The following is a 16,830-nucleotide window of genomic DNA, read 5'->3' as shown; positions in this document are numbered from 1 at the left end:
CCACAATCAAATCTAGCCAAGCGGCACAAGCCGATCCAAGACGATGTTCGTCTGCGGGTATAAGCGATGTCGATTGCCCGCAAGACGCGGCGCTCCTCCACGCTTCAGTGACGCGCGATGACGTGATTGCTGGGCGACTCCCACCGCGCCACGACCTCCTCGCCCACTGCGTACCGAAGTCCGGCCTGTTGCGACTGGTTCTGCTCGAATACGATGATTTGCCCGCCGCTCGGCGTCTTGAGATAATAGTGGCTGACGAATCCGCGATAGATAGCCTGATCGACACGCGCCGTCACGCTGTTGACGCGTTGCGCCGCCGGGCTCTGGCCAACGCGCTCGACCACGATTGCCTCGGGCCTGATCGAGACCATCACATCGCTTGCCGATTGCGGGATCTGGTCGACCTGAAGGCTCAATTCGGGCGAGACACGAATGAGCGCCCCGCTTCCGTTGCGCTGCTCGATGGGTCCCTCGAACAGATTCGACGCGCCGATGAACTGCGCAACGAATTTCGAGGTCGGACGTTGGTAGATTTCCGTCGCCGAGCCGACCTGCTCGAGCTTGCCATCGCGCATCACCACGATCTTGTCGGCCATCGTCAGGGCTTCGTCCTGGTCGTGGGTCACCATGACGGTGGTCAGACCGAGTCTGCGCTGAAGGGCGCGGAGCTCGACCTGCATGCTCTCGCGGAGCCCCTTGTCCAGCGCCCCGAGCGGCTCGTCGAGCAGCAGCATGGCCGGCTCGATCACCAGGGCGCGCCCCAACGCGACGCGCTGCTGCTGGCCGCCTGAGAGTTGCGCCGGATAGCGCTTCCCGAAGCTGGACAGCTGGACCAGATTGAGGGCGTCGCCCACCTTCTTTGCGGCATCGGCCTTCGAGATCCCGCGCATCTCGAGGCCGAAGGCAATGTTCTCCTCGACGGTCAAATGAGGAAACAGCGCGTAGTTCTGGAACAGCATTCCGACATTGCGGCGATGCACGGGAACGTTGGTCATCCTCTTGTCGTTGACGAAGACGTCACCGGATGTCGGGCGGATCAACCCCGCGATCATGCGCAGGCAGGTCGTCTTGCCGCATCCGCTCGGACCGAGCAGCGCGACCATATGGCCGGGCTCGATCGTGAGCGAGACGTCGTCGACCGCAACGGTGCGGTTATATTCCTTGACCAGGTGGTCAAGCCTGACTTCGGAAGACTTCATGGTAGCCTGTCCTAGCTCGTGAACACCTGATTATAGCGCTCCAGCCACGGGCCGCGGCGCGGGACGATAAACTTCCAGTCCGGCGTGAACAGTCCGAGATCGGTCGCCTTGGTGTCGGGATAGGCGAGGAACTTGGCCGTCTCCGGCTTGAAGTCGATGCCGCCCACCGAGGGCGCGCTGAGCGTCTGCTCGGACAGCATCTTGGCGACCGAGGGCTCGAGAATGCGGTTGATCAGGGCACAGGCAAGCTCGGGCTCGGGCGCATTCTTGACCAGCGTCATGCTGTTGATGCCGGTGAAGGCGCCTTCCTTCGGGAACGTCATGTCGAGCGGCATGCCCTTGGCCGTGTGCGGATAGATTGCCTTCGAATATTCGATGCCGCCGATCGTCGCCTGGCCCTGGGCCACCTGGAGCACCTGCGCCTCGCTGTCGTAGATCGTGAGGACATTGGGCTTGAGGGTCGCGAGCTTGTCCCAGCCGCCATCGACCAGATATTGCGCTTCCTTCAGCGGCTTGCCCGTCGCCAGCGCCGTCGCCACGATCAGCATCAGCACGCTCTGGGTGTTCTTGGGCGTGTTCAGCAAGATCTGCTTGCGATATTTTGCGTCGAAGATCTGCTCGTAGCTCTCGAGCGGCTTCGTCACCTGCGGATTGATGAACATGGCCGCGCTCGAGATCGAGAAGCCGATGCCATAATCCTCTTCGAAGAGATAGCGCGGATAGACCTTGGCAAGATTCGGAATCTTGGCGGCATCGAGCTTGTCGATCAGCCCTTCCTGCTTGGCCTGGGGGATGCCGACATCGTCCATCATCATCATGCTGAAGCGCGGCGTATCACGCGTGGCGCGGAGGGCGGCGATGTTGGAGAGCGTCGCGCCCTCGATCGTGAAGACGCGGCACTTGAACTCGGCCTCGAATTTCGGAATGACTTCCTTCTGGATCAGCTTGCCCAGCGCGGAGTTGTAGACGCCGACATGCAGTTGCTTGGCGTCCTGCGCCCACGACCGACTGATGATCGTCGGGAAAGCAACCGCGGATACACCGGCTTTAATGAGAGTCCTACGTGTCAGTTTCATGGGTCCAATCTCCATCTACCAATGCACATCAGGCAGCCAGCGCGCGGCGAAGGCCGACCAGTTTCTCCAGCAGCAGCACCCCGACCATCGCCATCAGAATGATGATCGTCGACATCGCCGGCACGGAAGGATCAAAGACGTTGACCAGTTGCCGCATCAGGACGAGCGGCACCGGCGAGTATTCCGAGTTCGCCAGCCACATCGTGACCGGATAATTGTCGAAGGACACCATGAAGGCGAACAGCCCGCCGGCGGCGACGCCCGAGGCGATCTGCGGCAACGTCACGCGCCAGAAGGTCGTCAGCCGGTTTGCGCCGAGGGTGCGCGCGGCATCCTCCAGATTCTCATCCACGAGCTGCAGGCTGGTGACGACGGTGCGGATGACATAGGGCGACGTCACGACCACATGCCCGATCAGGAGGTTGAGCCGCGCATCCTGCGAGCCGAGCTTGGTCAGGACCTGAAGCAGCGCCAGGCCCGTGACCAGCGCCGGGAAAATCAGCGGCGACAGCAAGAACCCCTTGATCGCTCCCAGTCCAAAGAACTTGCCACGGACCAGCGCGAAGGCCGCGGGCACGCCGAACAGGAGCGAGCCCGCCGTCGTGCCGAGCGCGAGCAGAATGCTCAGCCGCATCGCCTCGAGGAAGTCCCGGTCCTGGAGAACCTTGGCATACCATTTCAGCGTGAAGCCTTGCGGCGGGAACGTCACGAAATAGGAATCGGAAACCGACACCGCCATGACGAGGAGCAGCGGCGCCAGGATGAACAGCATCATGCCGCCGGTGATGGTGTAGAGGATGAAGGCGCCGAAGCCGGAAAACCGCTCGTCCATCAGTCGGGCCTCCTGAGACGCCGTCCTTCCAGAAGCCACATCGAGACGCCGTTCACCGCGAGGACCAGGCCGACGAGAACGGCGGCAATCGCGGCGCCGAACGGCCAGTCGTAGACGACGAAGATCTGCTGCTCGATCAGATTGCCGAGCATGATCGCCGAAGCGCCGCCCAGGATCGCAGGAATGACGAAGGAACCGGCGGTGAGGGAGAATACCAGGGTAAATCCCGCCACGAAGCCGGGCATGCTCAACGGCAGCGTCACGCGGAGGAACACCTTCCACCATGGCGCCCCCAGCATCCGGGCTGCATCTTCAAGGTTGGGATCGATCTTGCCGAGAGCGGAGGCCAGCGGCAGAACCATCATGGGGAAGAACACGTGCAGCGACCCGATGACAACGGCGACCTCGGTGTAGAGGACCGATATCGGGGCATCGACGATATGCAGCGTCATCAGGATCCAGTTCAGCATCCCCTTCGGGCCGTTCTGGAGCACGAGCTGCCAGCCGTATCCGCGAACGACGACGCTGACGATCAGGGGCGCGATGACGATCAAGGTGATGATGCGCGTGACCATCGGACGGCTCTTGACCATCACCAGCGCGACCGGATAGGCGAGCACTGTCGCAAGCACCGAGGTGATGATGCTGATCCGCAGCGTCGTCCAGAGCACGCGCGCGTAGAGCTCGACGTTGATCAGACGGGCGTAGTGCGCAAGCGTGAACGGACGGCCGATGATGCCGCGGCTGTCCTGTGTCTGGATGCTCGAGAACAGCAGGCCCAGCGCCGGATAGAAGAAGAAGTACGTCAGGAATGCCAGCATCGGGACGGCGAGAAGCCCGACCGGCAGAGCCAGGCGCCAGCGCGATGCCCGCCCGGTCACCGGTGGAGCTTGAACACCCAAGACCGCCACCGCATCGTCGCTGGTGGTCATCGCTGGCCGTCCTCGACTGCGCGATACCAAGGCAATACCCCTCTTTGCACAAAGCTTATGCGCCGGCATCCTACAGGACCAAGAACATCTTCGTTTAGGGGCATTAAGAAGGATTATGACAGTTGGTTCGGCATAGTGCTCCGATCTTGGTCGACAAATGCCGCTGGATGCATCTTTCGTTCTCCGCCGAGGGCCAAGCCCCCTGACATATCGACGCCTGGTCAGCGCAGGCTTTCGCAGAAGCTCGCGATACGCCGGCAGCCTTCCTTCAGCGATTCGGTATCGGTCGCATAGGAAATGCGGAAATACGGGCTCATGCCATACGCGCCCCCGGGCACCGCGGCGACATGCTGCTCCTCCAGTAGGGCCGAGATGAAGTCGGCATCGGTTTCCAGCCGTCGGCCGCCCTTCGTGGTCTTGCCGATACAGCCGGCGATGTTCGGAAACACGTAGAAGGCCCCTTCCGGCTTGTGGCAGGTGACGCCGGGAATCTGATTGAGGAGCTTCACCACCAGATCGCGCCGATCACGATAGATGTCAGCGCGCTGTTTCAGGTAGTCCTGCGGTCCGTCCAGGACCGCGACGGCCGCGGCCTGGCTTATCGTGCAGATTCCGCCGGTCGCCTGACCGTGGACATTGTTCATCGCCGCAATCAGGTCCTTGGGACCGCCGCAATAGCCGACCCGCCAGCCGGTCATGGCGTAGGCCTTTGACGCGCCGTTCACGGTCACGACGCGATCCTTCAGCTTCGGCTCGACCTCCGCGATAGTGCAGAACTCGAAACCGTCATAGGTGAGATGTTCATAGATGTCGTCGGTGAGAATCCAGACGTCGGGGTGCTTCAGCATGACGTCGGCGATCGCGCGCATCTCCTCGCGGGTGCAGGCCGCGCCGGTCGGATTGTTGGGAAAATTAAGGATCAGCCACTTCGTCCTGGGCGTGATCGCCGCCTCCAGGTCAGCCGGGCGGAGCTTGAACTGGTTGTTCTCCGGGCACGGCACCGCGATGGGCGTCGCCTCCGCCAGAAGAACGATGTCCGCATAGGTGATCCAGCCCGGCGCCGGAATGACGACCTCGTCGCCGGGATTGCAGGTCGCAAACAGCGCGTTGAAGATGATCTGCTTGCCGCCGTTGGCGATCAGGATCTCGTCGAGGGCGTAGTCGAGATTGTTCTCGCGCTTGAATTTGCGCTGGACAGCGGTCCGCAGCGCGACAGTCCCCGGCTGCGCCGGATATTTGGTATCGCCGGTAAGGGCGGCGCGATGTGCGGCCTCGATCGCATGCGGCGGCGTCGGAAAATCGGGCTCGCCGGACGACAGGCCCACGATCTTGACGCCGGCGGCGCGGAGCTCGCGCGCCTTGTCCGTCATCGCCGCCGAGGCCGACACCTTCACGGTCTTGAGGCGGTTTGCGAGTTCAGGCATTGTCAGCTCCACTTCTCATCTCTTTCAAACGTGCGGCCTCGGATCGGCTCGCAAATCGCAGTTCGCCGACGACCTGGAACGTGGGTACGACCTCGATCGTCGCGACGTTCATCCGTGCCGGCGACCCTACCGCGAACGCAATGGCATCCGCGACGTCTTCGGACTGGAGCGTCTCGAAGCCGCCGACGAAGCGGGCATCCGGGTTGTCGGCGGCGTTCTGGTTCTGGAAGATGCTCGTCGCCACCCGCCCGGGAGAGACTTCGGTGACGCGAGCGCAGGTGCCGTAGAGATCGACGCGCAATTGCTGCGACAGTGAATGAATGCCCGCCTTGGTCGCGTGATAGGCCACGGAGGAATTGAATGTCGTCGCGTTCTCGCCGAAGGCATAGTGGCCGGCGATCGACGAGACGTTGACCACGTGGCCGCGGTTGCGCCTTGCCATGCCTGGTGCGATCAACCGCGTCAGGTGCAGGACCGCGCGCAGATTGACGTTGACCAGGGTGTCGACATCATCAGGCGCCGTATCCAGGATATTGCCGCGCCGCGACTGGCCGGCATTGTTGACGAGAACATCGAATTCGACCGAGCTCGCAAGGCGCTCCACGGCGTCGAGGTCGGCCACATCGACCGCGCAGGCGTGGCATCCGGTCTCGGCCGACAGGCTGGCCAGCCGGCGAACATCGCGCGCCAGCGCATGAACCTCGAGCCCCTCGGCACGGAGCCGCCGAACCGTCGCAGCCCCAATACCTGAGGACGCGCCCGTCACCAACGCCGTTCGGTAGTCCGAAAATCCCATCCGCAAGGTTCTCTTGCCGTCAGCCGGAGCGGCGGAAAGTTACGTGCGGAGGCCGACGCACGCATACAGCAGATTTGTTCTGCCCTCATAAGGACATCCAATATCCCGGCCGAAACTCGCCGGGCGCGCGAGCCATAAGCCCACCCGATACAGGCAGAGTGAATTTCTCTTACTCGTCGCCGCGCCTATCCCCTTACATTTTGCGATGCTCTTCGCTCGCCCATGGGAGACGGACCAGGATGTTGGAAGTCGGCAATCGGATCGTCATGGTCTCGGGGGCTTCGCGCGGCATCGGACGCGCCGTCGTCGAGCGGCTTCTGGCCGCGGGCTTCCGGGTATCGGCCGGGCTTCGCGACCCGAGCCGTCTCGCCGAGAGCGAGAGGCTCATGACGCACCGCTATGATGCCGAAGACGCCAAGAGCCCGGTCTCCTGGGTGAACGCAACGGTCGAGCGGTGGGGCGGCGTCGACGCCATCGTCAACACCGCCGGCATCAATCCGAAGGTCCGCGTCTCCGACGAGGGCGAGAACGAACTGGATGAAATGTGGCGCGTCAACGTCAAGGGCCCCCTGCGCCTGGTCAGAGCCACCCTCCCTCACTTGGCCGTCTGCGGTCACGGCCGGGTCATCAATCTGGGGTCCCTCTCCGGAAAGCGCGTGGGGAGCAACATCGGCTACGCCATGACCAAGTTCGCCGTGGTTGCACTCACCCACGGCATTCGCCGGGAAGGTCGCGCGGCCGGCATTCGGGCGACGGTGATTTGCCCCGGCTACGTTGCCACCGACATGACGCTGAACGACGACGAGATTCCCCGTCACGAGATGAGCCAGCCGGACGACATCGCCCGACTGGCGGAAACCGCACTCATGCTGCCGAATAATGCGTCGGTCTCCGAAATGCTCGTGCACTGCCAGTTCGAGCCGATGCTTTAGGCCCGGCCGGAACCGCAGGCTAACAAACGGCCTTCCCTGAGACCTTGTCGAACAGATGCGTTCGCTCAAGATCAAGAGCGACGTCTATCAAGCGATCCGGCGCCGCAGCGACGCCGACCGGCATCTGAGCCGTAAACGGAAATGCGCCTACGGTTCCAATCACGAGCGTATGCGGCCCGAGCGGCTCCACGTCTTTCACCAGCAGGCGGACGGACGAGCCCATCGGCGCATCTTGCCGGAGCACATGGTCGGGCCGCACGCCGAGCACAACCGGCTTGCCGACGCTCCCTGCATAGGCCGCCTCGCGGGACTTCGGCAATTTCAACACCGTACCCGATGGCTCGCTGAAGACCAGCGCGCCGTCGCGAGCGGCGATTTCGCCATGGATAAAATTCATGCTGGGTGCGCCCATGAAGCCCGCGACGAAGAGATTGCTGGGCTTCTCGTAGATCGTGATCGGATCGGCAGCCTGCTCGATCCGGCCGCGATTCATCACCACGACGCGATCCGCCATGGTCATGGCTTCGACCTGATCGTGCGTGACATAGACGATCGTCTTGGCGAGACGGCGGTGCAATGCCTTGATCTCGGTCCGCATCTCGATGCGGAGTTTGGCGTCGAGGTTCGACAATGGCTCGTCGAACAGAAACACGTCCGGGCTGCGCACGATGGCACGGCCGATCGCCACGCGCTGACGCTGTCCGCCGGAGAGCTGCTTGGGCCGGCGGTCCAGATATGGCTCGAGGTCGAGAACCCGAGCCACGTCCTGGACTGCTTTCGCGATGCTGGCGCGTGAATCGCCCCGCACCTTCATGCCATAGCCGATGTTCTCCCCGACCGTCATATGAGGATAGAGCGCATAGTTCTGGAACACCATCGCGCAGTTACGCAAGCCCGGACGCAACTGCGTCACGTCGCGGTTGCCGATGCGGATATTTCCGCTGGTGACCTCCTCCAGCCCTGCAATCATGCGTAACGTCGTGGTCTTGCCGCAGCCGGACGGGCCGACAAGCACGACGAACTCTTCGTCGGCGACGTTCAGATCGAGCCCCTCGATGATCTTGTAGGGCCCATATGCCTTGCTGACGTTCTCGATCTCGACGTGCGCCATGGATTCCTTTTTCCGTCCCTCATATCGACGCCAACAAAGCCCGGATGATGCTGACGCATCATCCGGGGCAGTCTCCGCGGGAAGCTAGTTCTTGGGTGGCAGACCCATCGCCGCGCGATAGGCCGCCAGTTGCTTCGCGCGGCCGAACTCGTCGGTCAGGCGATTCCATTCCTTTGCGACCGCGTCCAGCGCGGCCTGCGGCGTGGTCTGGCCGGCCAGCGCCTTGCCAAGCTCGATCTCCACCACCTCGGTGTAGGAGAAATAGCCGGGCAGACGCATGTCGAGCGCGACGTTCTTGCCGTTGATGGAGTCGGCCTGGGCGCCGAGATATTCCTTGGCCTCCTGCGGCGAGAAGATCTTGCTCCACAACTCCAGATTCGTGGTGTGCGACTTGCGGTATGGGTTGACACCCGTACCGCCGGTAATCGCGGCCTGGCCGGAGACCTCAGGGCTTGTCAGCGTCTTGACGAAATCCCATGCCGCCTGCTGGTTCTTGCCCACCTTTGGCACGGCAATCTGCCAGCCTCCGAACGCCATGAAGGGTGCCGGCAGCACTGCCGGAAACTTGTCCCACTTCTTGGTCTTGGCGTTCCAGATCTCGTCAGAGCCGGGCAGCACTGCGGAGCCCACCTTGCCCGAAATCTTCGATTGCTTGGGATCAGCGGCGATCACGCCGGTATCGCCCCAGCCAATCGACTCGGCCACCTGGCCACCGGCCACGGCGGCATTGACCTCGCCGAACGAGAAGTTCAGCGCATTGGGCGGGCCAAGCTTGGAAGCGCGGATGTATTCCTCCAATCCCTTCACCCAGCCCGGATTGTTGATCTGGGCATCCATCGTTTCGGGGTCGAAGAACATCGCGCCCGGATAGTTCGGGTTGTTGGTGTAGGCCGCCGCGTGGCTGAAGAAGAACCAGAACTGCTGGCCACCGCGACGGAAGGCTTCCGCCGTGCCCCAGAGCCCCTTGTCAGGGCGCTGGAAGAACTCCGCGATGTCGAGGTATTGCTTCCAGGTCGTTGGCGGTGCCAGGTCATAGCCGTACTTGGCCTTGAAGGCGTCCTTCTCCTTGGGATCGCTGAACAGGTCGGTGCGATAGGTGTAGGTGTGAACGTCACCGTCCATCGACTGCGAATAGATCTTGCCTTCCCACACCATCAGGCGCTCGCGATAGGCAGGCTCGACATCGTCCCAATCCTTGCCGGACTGCATCTCTTTCGGCATCTCGCTGAGATAGGAGACGAAGTCGGGCAGCCAGGCCGGCGCAAAGCTGACCAGATCGAACGTCGCGTCCGATCCCGTCAGCGACGTAACAATCTTCGGGTAGAGCTCCGACCACGGAAACTCGACCACGTTTACTTTGCCGCAGGTCTTCTTGGTCCATTCGTCCGCGCCGAGCTTGAGCGCGGAGGCGATGTACGGCCCGGTCTGCGACGCCACCGTCAGGGTGACGCCGGAGTAATCGGGGCTACAGGCAGCGTTCGCCTGGCTCACGGTGCAAGCCATTGCGAGCGAGGTGGTCAGCATCAGAAACGTCCGTCGCAACATCGTCCAGTCCTCCCTAGATAGGTTTTTGCTATTTGATCGCTCCGAGCAGCAGGCCCGACCGCATCATGCGGCTGAGCAGACCTGCCATGATCATCATCGGAATGATGGCGACGAGCGCCGCGGCCGAGATCGCCCACCATTCGTCGCCGCGCTGGCTGTTTTGTCCCGCCACCAGGATCGGCAGCGTCTGCCATCTGGAATTGGTCAGGAACAGCGCGAACAGGAACTCGTTCCAGACGAAGGCGAGCGTGATCATGAAGGTCGCCAACAGTCCGTTCATCGACATTGGCACCACGATGCCGAGGAAGATGCGCCAGCTCGGCACGTTGTCGACCATCGCGGCTTCTTCGACCTCGATCGGGATGGCCTCGAAGAAGTCACGCATCAGCCAGACCACGATCGGCAACGAGAACGCGACGTAGCACAGCGTCAAACCGACATAGCTGTCGATCAGCTGGAAGCCGAGCCGGCCGATTTCGCTGTAGAGCAGATACAGCGCAAACGCCGTGACGATCGGCGGAAACATGCGCTGGCTGACGAACCAGAACAGGATGTCCTCATTGCCGAGGATCGGCCCCGGCAGCGGCAGGCGGTTGGCCAGGATTGCAGCGACAAGCGCAATCGGGAACGCCAGCAGCAGCGCCTGCGCGCGGGTGAATCCGAGCGAATTGCTGAACAGCAGATAGAAGCCGAGCGCGAGCAGGAGGAAGATCAGGCCGGCGCCGAAGCGCACCCTGAACTCGAACCGCACCAGCGCATAGGCCGCCATTGCGCCGACCGCAGTCGCGATCGCCGCCGCCGACATTCCGACGATCGTCGAATTCAAGAAGGTCCGGAAGAACTCGCCACGGATGCCCTGATAGAGATCGATGAAGGGCTGCAAGGTCGGCGTGAAATCGACGAACGGAATATAGGTCGGGCCGCCGACGACGCCCGGCGGGGTCTTGAACGCCGTCACCACCACCCAATAGAGCGGAAACGCCGTGATCAGGCACCACGCGGAGACACCGACCGCGACCAGACGGCGGCTCCAGCTCGACAGTCCGGTAAGGCCCTGCCCGCTCATCGGCGCTTCTCCAGATGCGGCCGCAGCAGCGCCAGATAGGTCACGCCGATGATCGTGATCGCAATCAGGAACAGGAAGCTGAGCGCCGACGTATAGCCGAGATTGAACTTCTTGAAGCCCTCCTGATAGGCGAACAAGGTCAGGGTCTCGGTGTCGACCCCCGGTCCGCCGCCTGTCATCACGAACACGGTGTCCATGATCTTGTAGCTCTCGATCAGGCGGATAAAGACGACCGCGGCGGAGATCGGCAGCAGCATCGGAAAAGTGATGCCCCAGAATTGCTGCCAGGCGCTGGCGTTCTCCAGCTCGGCAGCCTCGTAGACATCCTCGGGGAGCGTCTGCAGGCCGGCCAGCATCATCAGGATGATGAACGGTGTCCACTGCCAGATCTCAACCGCGATGATGCAGGCGAGCGCCCAGTGTCCGTTGGTGAGGAACGGCAGGTTCGCCAGACCGAACATGGACAGGAACTGGTTGAGCGGTCCCATGGTCGGATTGAAGATCATGCGGGCAACGAGCGCGACGGCAACCGGGGCCAACAGCATGGGCAACAGCAATGCCACGCGAAACAGCCGTTCGCCAGGAACGCGCGCGTTCAGCGCCAGCGCAACGCCAAACCCGATCACGTATTGCAACCCGACGGCGATGAACGCGATCAGCGTCGTCGTGAAGATCGCATTCCAGAAACGCGGCTCCTGTAAGAGCGTCGCATAATTACCGAACCACACGACGCGTGGCGGGATCGGCGGAATCAGGCGATAGCTGAGGAAGCTCGTGGTGAACGAATAGATCAGCGGAAAGATCGAGATCGCCAGCACGACGAGCACCGCCGGCCAGATGAAGATATGCTTGATCGGATCGTTCCGCATCATGAGCAGATCATCTCTTCAACAGGGCTTCAATCTCGGCGCGCCGCGGCATCGCAGGCGCAGTCCCGGCGCGCGTCACGGAAATACCCGCCGTGGCCGAACCGAAGCGCGCGGCCTCCAGTGGATCGGCGCCGCCCGCAAGCGCTGCTGCGAAGCCGCCGACAAATGCATCGCCCGCGCCCGCGGTTTCGACGACCTTGCCGGCAGCGAAGGGCGGCACGTGCAGCGAGCGATCTCGCCCGTGAAACAGCGCCCCGCGTTCGCCGAGCGTGATCAGCGCGGTACCCGCTCCCTTGGCCAGCATCGCATCTCCGGCGCGGCGGGCGCCGGCAAGATCGCTCACCGCGATCCCCGTCAGCGCCTCGGCCTCGGGCTCGTTGGGAACGACGTAGTCGCACAAGGCAAACAGGCTGTCGTCGAATGCGCCCGCGGGTGCCGGGTTGAACACGGTAATGCTGCCCGCAGCGCGCGCGATCTCGAGGCCGCGCTGCGCGGCCGCGACCGGTTGCTCGAGCTGGGTCACGAAAACGCGGCTGGTGCGGATCGCATCCGCCGCCGCGTCAACGTCGGCGGGGCTGAGACCGTCGGCCGCTCCGCTCACCACGATGATGGCGTTGTCGCCGCGCGTCTCATGAACATAGATGAAGGCGGCGCCAGTCGGCGCCTCCGCAGTCCTGGCGACGCGTGGCCGAATGCCCTCGGCTTCCCACGTCTTGATGGCGAGATCGCCGAATGCGTCGCGGCCAATCCGGGAGATGAAGGTCACGTCCGCGCCCGCACGCGCAGCGGCCACTGCCTGGTTCGATCCCTTGCCGCCTGGTCCCATGGCAAATCCCGAGCCGGCGATCGTTTCACCGATCGCGGGCATGTTGCCGGCCCGGAAGGCCAGATCGACGACGAAGATGCCGAGCACTGCGACGCCAGTCTTGCTCATGGTCGTCACTCTCCGTCCGGCGCGATGACGCCCTTGGAGAACAGGAAGCAGCCGTAGAAGCGCCGCTCACCGGTGGCGATCACGCAATAGGCCGTCTTGGCCTTTTCATAGAAGGCATGGCGCTCGACCCCGACCAGCGGCCAGGAGCGCCCCTCGGCGCGGTCGATCGCGGCCTGCACCTCGCGCTGCACCGGCGGCACCTCCTGGGGCTGGCCGACGATCTCCATGCGGATCGCGGCATCGTCGACGAACGTATCGAGCGGCAGCACCGAGAGGATGGCCTCGATCGCCTTTGCCGTACTGACATTGTCGATGCGAAGCAGCTCGCCGAACACGGTCTGGCGCGCGATCGAGTCGGCGGGGAAGTTGGTATCGCACACCACGAGGCGGTCTCCGTGCCCCATTGCGCGCAAGGCATAGAGCACGTCGGCATTGAGCAGCGGATTGATGCCCTTGAGCATGTTGCGTCCCTCCCTTGTCTTCAAAATCGTCCGAACTCTGACGGTCCGGATGCCAACCAGTATCACCGCAAGGTGACGTCCTTAGTCACCGTAGGGAATCCAGATGTTCTTCACCTGCACCGCATGGCGGAGCAGGATCGGACCTTCGCTCGCCGCCCGGTCGTACCAATCGAGCGCCAGCCCGTGGTCGACCAGCGTGCGCTTGAGGTTGCCGACCGACAGCCGCTCCGCGGCCGTCGAGGCCTCCTGCGAGCCGAACACCCAGAGCGCATCGACGTCGTCATGCTCGGCAAGGACCTGTGCCAGCGCATCGCGCTCGCCGGTGACGATATTGACGACGCCTGCCGGCACGTCCGACGTCTCCAGCACCTGATAGAAATCGGTCGCTGCAAGCGGATGCCGCTCGCTCGGGACGGCGACGACACGATTGCCCATCGCAATCAACGGCGCCACCAGGCTGATGAAGCCCAGCAGCGGGGCCTCGTCCGGACAGGCCACCCCGACGACGCCGACCGGCTCGTGCATGGCAAGCGCCACGCCGCGCAACGGCGGCGCATGGATCGTCCCCTCGTATTTGTCGGCCCAGGCCCCATAGCTGAACAGCCGCTCGATACTCGCCTCGACCTCCGCGCGCGCCTTTGCAGACGAAATGCCGGTCATCTCACCGATGCGCCGGGCGAACTCGTCGCCACGCGCGGACAGATTCTCGGCAAGGTAATAGAGGATTTGGGCGCGATTATGCGTCGTTGCCCGCGCCCACCCCTCGGCCGAGCGCGCGGCAGCTACCGCGTTACGGATATCCTTGCGATTGCCCTCGCCGGCTTCGCCGAGGTGCCGCCCCTTCGGCGACAGCACCACGCGCGAATAGTTTCCGTCAGGACGGACCTGCTTGCCGCCAACGAAAAGCTTGGCGGTTCGGTCGATCGACGGCGTGCCAAATCCGGCGCCGCCGTGAGAGGCCGCCGGGGATGGCGGCGGCACCTTCGCCCGCGCCTTCCGTCCGCTCCAGGCCTTTGGCTTGAGATATTCGTAGAGGCCTTCCCGGCCGCCCTCGCGGCCGAAGCCGGACTCGCGATAGCCGCCGAAGCCGACGCTGGCATCGAACAAATTGGTCGCATTGACCCAGACCACGCCGGCCTGAAGTTTTGGCGCGATATCGAGCGCCAAGCCGATGGTCTCGCTCCACACGCTGGCGGCAAGACCATAGCGCGTGTTGTTGGCGAGCATCACTGCCTCATCAGGCGTACGGAACGTCATCGCGACCAACACGGGCCCAAAGATCTCTTCGAGAGCCACCGTCGATGACGGATGCACGTTCCAGAGCAAGGTCGGGGGATAGAAGCATCCCTCAGCGGGGATCGGCCCAGGCGCCTGATACTTCTCGGCGCCCTCCTTGACGCCGGTTTCAACCAGCGCCTTGATCCGCTCGAGCTGCACCAGTGCGACCACCGCGCCCATGTCGATCGCCTTGTCGAGCGGCGGCCCCACGCGCAGCGTCTCCATGCGGCGGATCAGGCGCTTGCGGAATGTCTCTGCAATGCCCTCCTGCAACAGCAGCCGCGATCCGGCGCAACAGACCTGGCCCTGGTTGAACCAGATCGCATCGACCACGCCTTCCACGGCGCCATCGATGTCGGCGTCGTCGAACACGATGAAAGGCGATTTTCCGCCGAGCTCGAGCGTCAGCGACTTGCCGGTCCCTGCGGTCGACTGACGGATCAACCGCCCGACCTCGGTCGACCCGGTGAAGGCGATCTTGTCGACACCGGGATTCTCGACGAGCAAGGCGCCGGTGGCGCCATCACCCGTCACCACATTCAACACGCCGGGCGGCAGGCCCGCTTCCGCCGCGAGCTCGGCGAACAGCAGCGCGGTGAGTGACGTGAACTCTGCCGGTTTCAGCACCACTGTGTTGCCGGTCGCCAGCGCAGGTGCGATCTTCCAGGCCAGCATCAGCAGCGGAAAGTTCCAGGGGATGATCTGGCCGATCACGCCGACCGGGACGTGGTCGACGAATTCACGCTCCTGCAATTGCGCCCAGCCGGCGTGGTACAGGAAGTGGCGCGCAGTGAGTGGCACGTCGAGATCGCGGGTTTCCCTGATCGGTTTGCCGTTGTCGATCGCTTCCAGCACCGCGAACAGACGCGCATGACGTTGCAGCATGCGCGCCAGCGCATAGAGATGGCGGGCACGGCCGTGACCACCGAGCTTTGCCCACGGCGATTGCGCAGAGCGCGCGGCGCCGACGGCAGCCTCGACATCCGCAGCGACGCCTTGCGCGAGTTTGGCCAGCGTCTTGCCGGTGGCGGGCTCGATCGTGGTCAGATGCTTGCCCGAAGCCGGAGCTGCGAATTTGCCGGCAATGAAATGCCCGAACGTCGCGTCGTGCCGCTTCAGCCAGGCGCGCGCCTCGCCGTCCGCCTCGGGGGCGGGACCATAATCCATGGTCTCATAGTAATGTGCGATACTCATGCTCAGCCCACGGGATGACGGTTGAAGGCCGAGTAGCGGCCGGTGACGTGATGCTCGAGCTGACGCTCGATGTCGGCGAGCAGGCTCGAGGCGCCGACGCGGAACAGATCCGGCTCGAGCCAATCGCGCCCCAACTCCTCCTTCATCAGGAACTGGTAATTGAGCACATCCTTCGCCGTCGAGATTCCGCCGGCCGGCTTGAAGCCGATCTTGAAGCCAGTGCGCTCCTCATAGACTCTGATCATGCGCAGCATCGCCAGCGTCACCGGCAGCGTGGCATTGACGCCCTCCTTGCCGGTGGAGGTCTTGATGAAGTCGGCGCCGGCCATCATGGAGACCATCGACGCCTTGGCGACGTTGCGAAGCGTTTTGAGGTCGCCGGTTGCCAAAATCGTCTTCAGATGCGCATCGCCGCAGGCCGCGCGGAAATCCCGGACCTCGGCGTAAAGAGCGCGCCAATCTCCGGTCAGCACATGCTCACGCGTGATGACGATGTCGATCTCCTGCGCACCATCCCTGACGGACGCCTCGATCTCCTTGAGTTTCAGATCGTGCGGCACGAGGCCTGCAGGAAATCCGGTCGAGACCGCAGCGACCGGAATGTCAGATCCATCGAGCGCTTCGACCGCGGTTGCGACGAAGCGGTGATAGACGCAGATCGCGCCCGTGTGCAGCCCGCGTCCGGCAAAGCCGAGTGCCTCGAGGAGGTCGCTCCGTACCGGCGCCCTCGCCTTGGCGCAGAGACGCTTCACCCGCTCAGTCGTATCGTCGCCGTTGAGTGTGGTCAGGTCGATGCAGGTGATCGCCTTGAGCAACCACGCCGCCTGCGCGTCCTTCTTGACGGTGCGTCGGCCCGGCAGGCTCGCAACGCGGCGCTCGGCGGCGGACAGATTGATCCTGATCTCATCGACCCAGTCCATCTCGAGCGCGCGGCCGCTGTTGCGCGCGATCGGATGCGGATGATTGTGATCGCGCGCATGTGGCTGCGCCGGCACTGCGGATGGGTTTGATATCAGGACGCCCTGCGCCATCGGTACGCCGCGCGATGCTAGCGAATCGACTGAAACGGCAGATAGACTGAATGTGCCGATTGCAACATGCGATCCTCCCATCCCTTGCCCGCTGGAGCTTCTGCTGCCTGCCATCGCGGACAGTGAAACGCCCTTCGGGCCAGATGTTAT

The 16,830-nt window shown here is 63.4% G+C and carries 15 protein-coding genes; 1 reads left to right on the top strand and 14 read right to left on the bottom strand.

The genetic code is table 11. The features are described from left to right. Positions 1-104: 104 nt before the first annotated feature. From V1280_RS45155 to V1280_RS45130, 6 genes are all read right to left on the bottom strand, one after another. Positions 105-1,199, bottom strand: coding sequence for an ABC transporter ATP-binding protein (locus V1280_RS45155; RefSeq protein ID WP_334537642.1), 1,095 nt, complete (start codon positions 1,197-1,199; stop codon positions 105-107). Positions 1,200-1,210: 11 nt separating this feature from the next. Continuing rightward, entirely contained in the window at positions 1,211-2,275 is a 1,065-nt protein-coding gene (locus V1280_RS45150) for an extracellular solute-binding protein (RefSeq protein WP_334537640.1), read from the bottom strand. Between the two features lie 28 nt (positions 2,276-2,303). Then, positions 2,304-3,107: an ABC transporter permease gene (locus V1280_RS45145; RefSeq protein WP_334537638.1), complete on the bottom strand. Its 804-nt coding sequence runs from the start codon at positions 3,105-3,107 to the stop codon at positions 2,304-2,306. Further along, positions 3,107-4,039 carry an ABC transporter permease gene (locus V1280_RS45140; RefSeq protein ID WP_334537636.1) on the bottom strand — a complete coding sequence of 311 codons (933 nt, stop codon included), beginning with the start codon at positions 4,037-4,039 and terminating at the stop codon, positions 3,107-3,109. The genes V1280_RS45145 and V1280_RS45140 overlap by 1 nt, the downstream gene beginning before the upstream one ends. 221 nt (positions 4,040-4,260) lie before the next feature. Continuing rightward, positions 4,261-5,463, bottom strand: a complete 1,203-nt coding sequence (locus V1280_RS45135) for a pyridoxal phosphate-dependent aminotransferase (RefSeq protein ID WP_334537634.1) — start codon at positions 5,461-5,463, stop codon at positions 4,261-4,263. Then, positions 5,456-6,259 carry an SDR family oxidoreductase gene (locus V1280_RS45130; protein WP_334537632.1) on the bottom strand — a complete coding sequence of 268 codons (804 nt, stop codon included), beginning with the start codon at positions 6,257-6,259 and terminating at the stop codon, positions 5,456-5,458. The genes V1280_RS45135 and V1280_RS45130 overlap by 8 nt, the downstream gene beginning before the upstream one ends. Before the next feature lie 239 nt (positions 6,260-6,498). On the opposite strand from V1280_RS45130, the gene V1280_RS45125 reads away from it, so the two are divergent. Continuing rightward, on the top strand, positions 6,499-7,191 hold the full coding sequence (locus V1280_RS45125) for an SDR family NAD(P)-dependent oxidoreductase (protein WP_334537630.1): 693 nt from the start codon (positions 6,499-6,501) through the stop codon (positions 7,189-7,191). Positions 7,192-7,210: 19 nt separating this feature from the next. Here the strand turns inward: V1280_RS45125 and V1280_RS45120 are convergent, their stop codons facing one another. The 8 genes from V1280_RS45120 to deoC all read right to left on the bottom strand — a co-directional run bounded on the left by V1280_RS45120 (position 7,211) and on the right by deoC (position 16,680). Beyond that, positions 7,211-8,302 carry an ABC transporter ATP-binding protein gene (locus V1280_RS45120; protein WP_334537628.1) on the bottom strand — a complete coding sequence of 364 codons (1,092 nt, stop codon included), beginning with the start codon at positions 8,300-8,302 and terminating at the stop codon, positions 7,211-7,213. 84 nt (positions 8,303-8,386) lie between these two features. Further along, complete coding sequence (locus V1280_RS45115; RefSeq protein WP_334538605.1) at positions 8,387-9,826, bottom strand: extracellular solute-binding protein; 1,440 nt, start codon at positions 9,824-9,826, stop codon at positions 8,387-8,389. Positions 9,827-9,875: 49 nt separating this feature from the next. Next, positions 9,876-10,913: a carbohydrate ABC transporter permease gene (locus V1280_RS45110; RefSeq protein WP_334537626.1), complete on the bottom strand. Its 1,038-nt coding sequence runs from the start codon at positions 10,911-10,913 to the stop codon at positions 9,876-9,878. Next, entirely contained in the window at positions 10,910-11,785 is an 876-nt protein-coding gene (locus V1280_RS45105) for a carbohydrate ABC transporter permease (protein WP_334537624.1), read from the bottom strand. Before V1280_RS45105 ends, V1280_RS45110 begins: the two co-directional genes overlap by 4 nt. Before the next feature lie 7 nt (positions 11,786-11,792). Next, positions 11,793-12,716 carry a ribokinase gene (locus V1280_RS45100; protein ID WP_334537623.1) on the bottom strand — a complete coding sequence of 308 codons (924 nt, stop codon included), beginning with the start codon at positions 12,714-12,716 and terminating at the stop codon, positions 11,793-11,795. Between the two features lie 5 nt (positions 12,717-12,721). Beyond that, a complete protein-coding gene (locus tag V1280_RS45095; RefSeq protein ID WP_014494077.1) occupies positions 12,722-13,177 on the bottom strand; it encodes an RbsD/FucU family protein in 456 nt (151 codons plus the stop codon). A gap of 81 nt (positions 13,178-13,258) precedes the next feature. Then, positions 13,259-15,649 carry an aldehyde dehydrogenase family protein gene (locus V1280_RS45090; protein WP_334537620.1) on the bottom strand — a complete coding sequence of 797 codons (2,391 nt, stop codon included), beginning with the start codon at positions 15,647-15,649 and terminating at the stop codon, positions 13,259-13,261. A gap of 2 nt (positions 15,650-15,651) precedes the next feature. After that, positions 15,652-16,680 carry a deoxyribose-phosphate aldolase gene (gene deoC / locus V1280_RS45085; protein WP_442895209.1) on the bottom strand — a complete coding sequence of 343 codons (1,029 nt, stop codon included), beginning with the start codon at positions 16,678-16,680 and terminating at the stop codon, positions 15,652-15,654. Positions 16,681-16,830: the final 150 nt, after the last annotated feature.

Origin of the sequence: Bradyrhizobium sp. AZCC 2230 (assembly GCF_036924495.1) — a bacterium.
GTDB classification, from domain to species: domain Bacteria; phylum Pseudomonadota; class Alphaproteobacteria; order Rhizobiales; family Xanthobacteraceae; genus Bradyrhizobium; species Bradyrhizobium rifense.
This window is presented reverse-complemented; position numbering and strand designations above follow the sequence as displayed.

Bases quoted from the DNA above. Each gene is read 5' to 3' on its own strand.
- V1280_RS45155 (WP_334537642.1), bottom strand. From the start codon at position 1,199: ATGAAGTCTTCCGAAGTCAGGCTTGACCACCTGGTCAAGGAATATAAC.
- V1280_RS45150 (WP_334537640.1), bottom strand. From the start codon at position 2,275: ATGAAACTGACACGTAGGACTCTCATTAAAGCCGGTGTATCCGCGGTT.
- V1280_RS45145 (WP_334537638.1), bottom strand. From the start codon at position 3,107: ATGGACGAGCGGTTTTCCGGCTTCGGCGCCTTCATCCTCTACACCATC.
- V1280_RS45140 (WP_334537636.1), bottom strand. From the start codon at position 4,039: ATGACCACCAGCGACGATGCGGTGGCGGTCTTGGGTGTTCAAGCTCCA.
- V1280_RS45135 (WP_334537634.1), bottom strand. From the start codon at position 5,463: ATGCCTGAACTCGCAAACCGCCTCAAGACCGTGAAGGTGTCGGCCTCG.
- V1280_RS45130 (WP_334537632.1), bottom strand. From the start codon at position 6,259: ATGGGATTTTCGGACTACCGAACGGCGTTGGTGACGGGCGCGTCCTCA.
- V1280_RS45125 (WP_334537630.1), top strand. From the start codon at position 6,499: ATGTTGGAAGTCGGCAATCGGATCGTCATGGTCTCGGGGGCTTCGCGC.
- V1280_RS45120 (WP_334537628.1), bottom strand. From the start codon at position 8,302: ATGGCGCACGTCGAGATCGAGAACGTCAGCAAGGCATATGGGCCCTAC.
- V1280_RS45115 (WP_334538605.1), bottom strand. From the start codon at position 9,826: ATGCTGACCACCTCGCTCGCAATGGCTTGCACCGTGAGCCAGGCGAAC.
- V1280_RS45110 (WP_334537626.1), bottom strand. From the start codon at position 10,913: ATGAGCGGGCAGGGCCTTACCGGACTGTCGAGCTGGAGCCGCCGTCTG.
- V1280_RS45105 (WP_334537624.1), bottom strand. From the start codon at position 11,785: ATGATGCGGAACGATCCGATCAAGCATATCTTCATCTGGCCGGCGGTG.
- V1280_RS45100 (WP_334537623.1), bottom strand. From the start codon at position 12,716: ATGAGCAAGACTGGCGTCGCAGTGCTCGGCATCTTCGTCGTCGATCTG.
- V1280_RS45095 (WP_014494077.1), bottom strand. From the start codon at position 13,177: ATGCTCAAGGGCATCAATCCGCTGCTCAATGCCGACGTGCTCTATGCC.
- V1280_RS45090 (WP_334537620.1), bottom strand. From the start codon at position 15,649: ATGAGTATCGCACATTACTATGAGACCATGGATTATGGTCCCGCCCCC.
- deoC (WP_442895209.1), bottom strand. From the start codon at position 16,680: ATGGCGCAGGGCGTCCTGATATCAAACCCATCCGCAGTGCCGGCGCAG.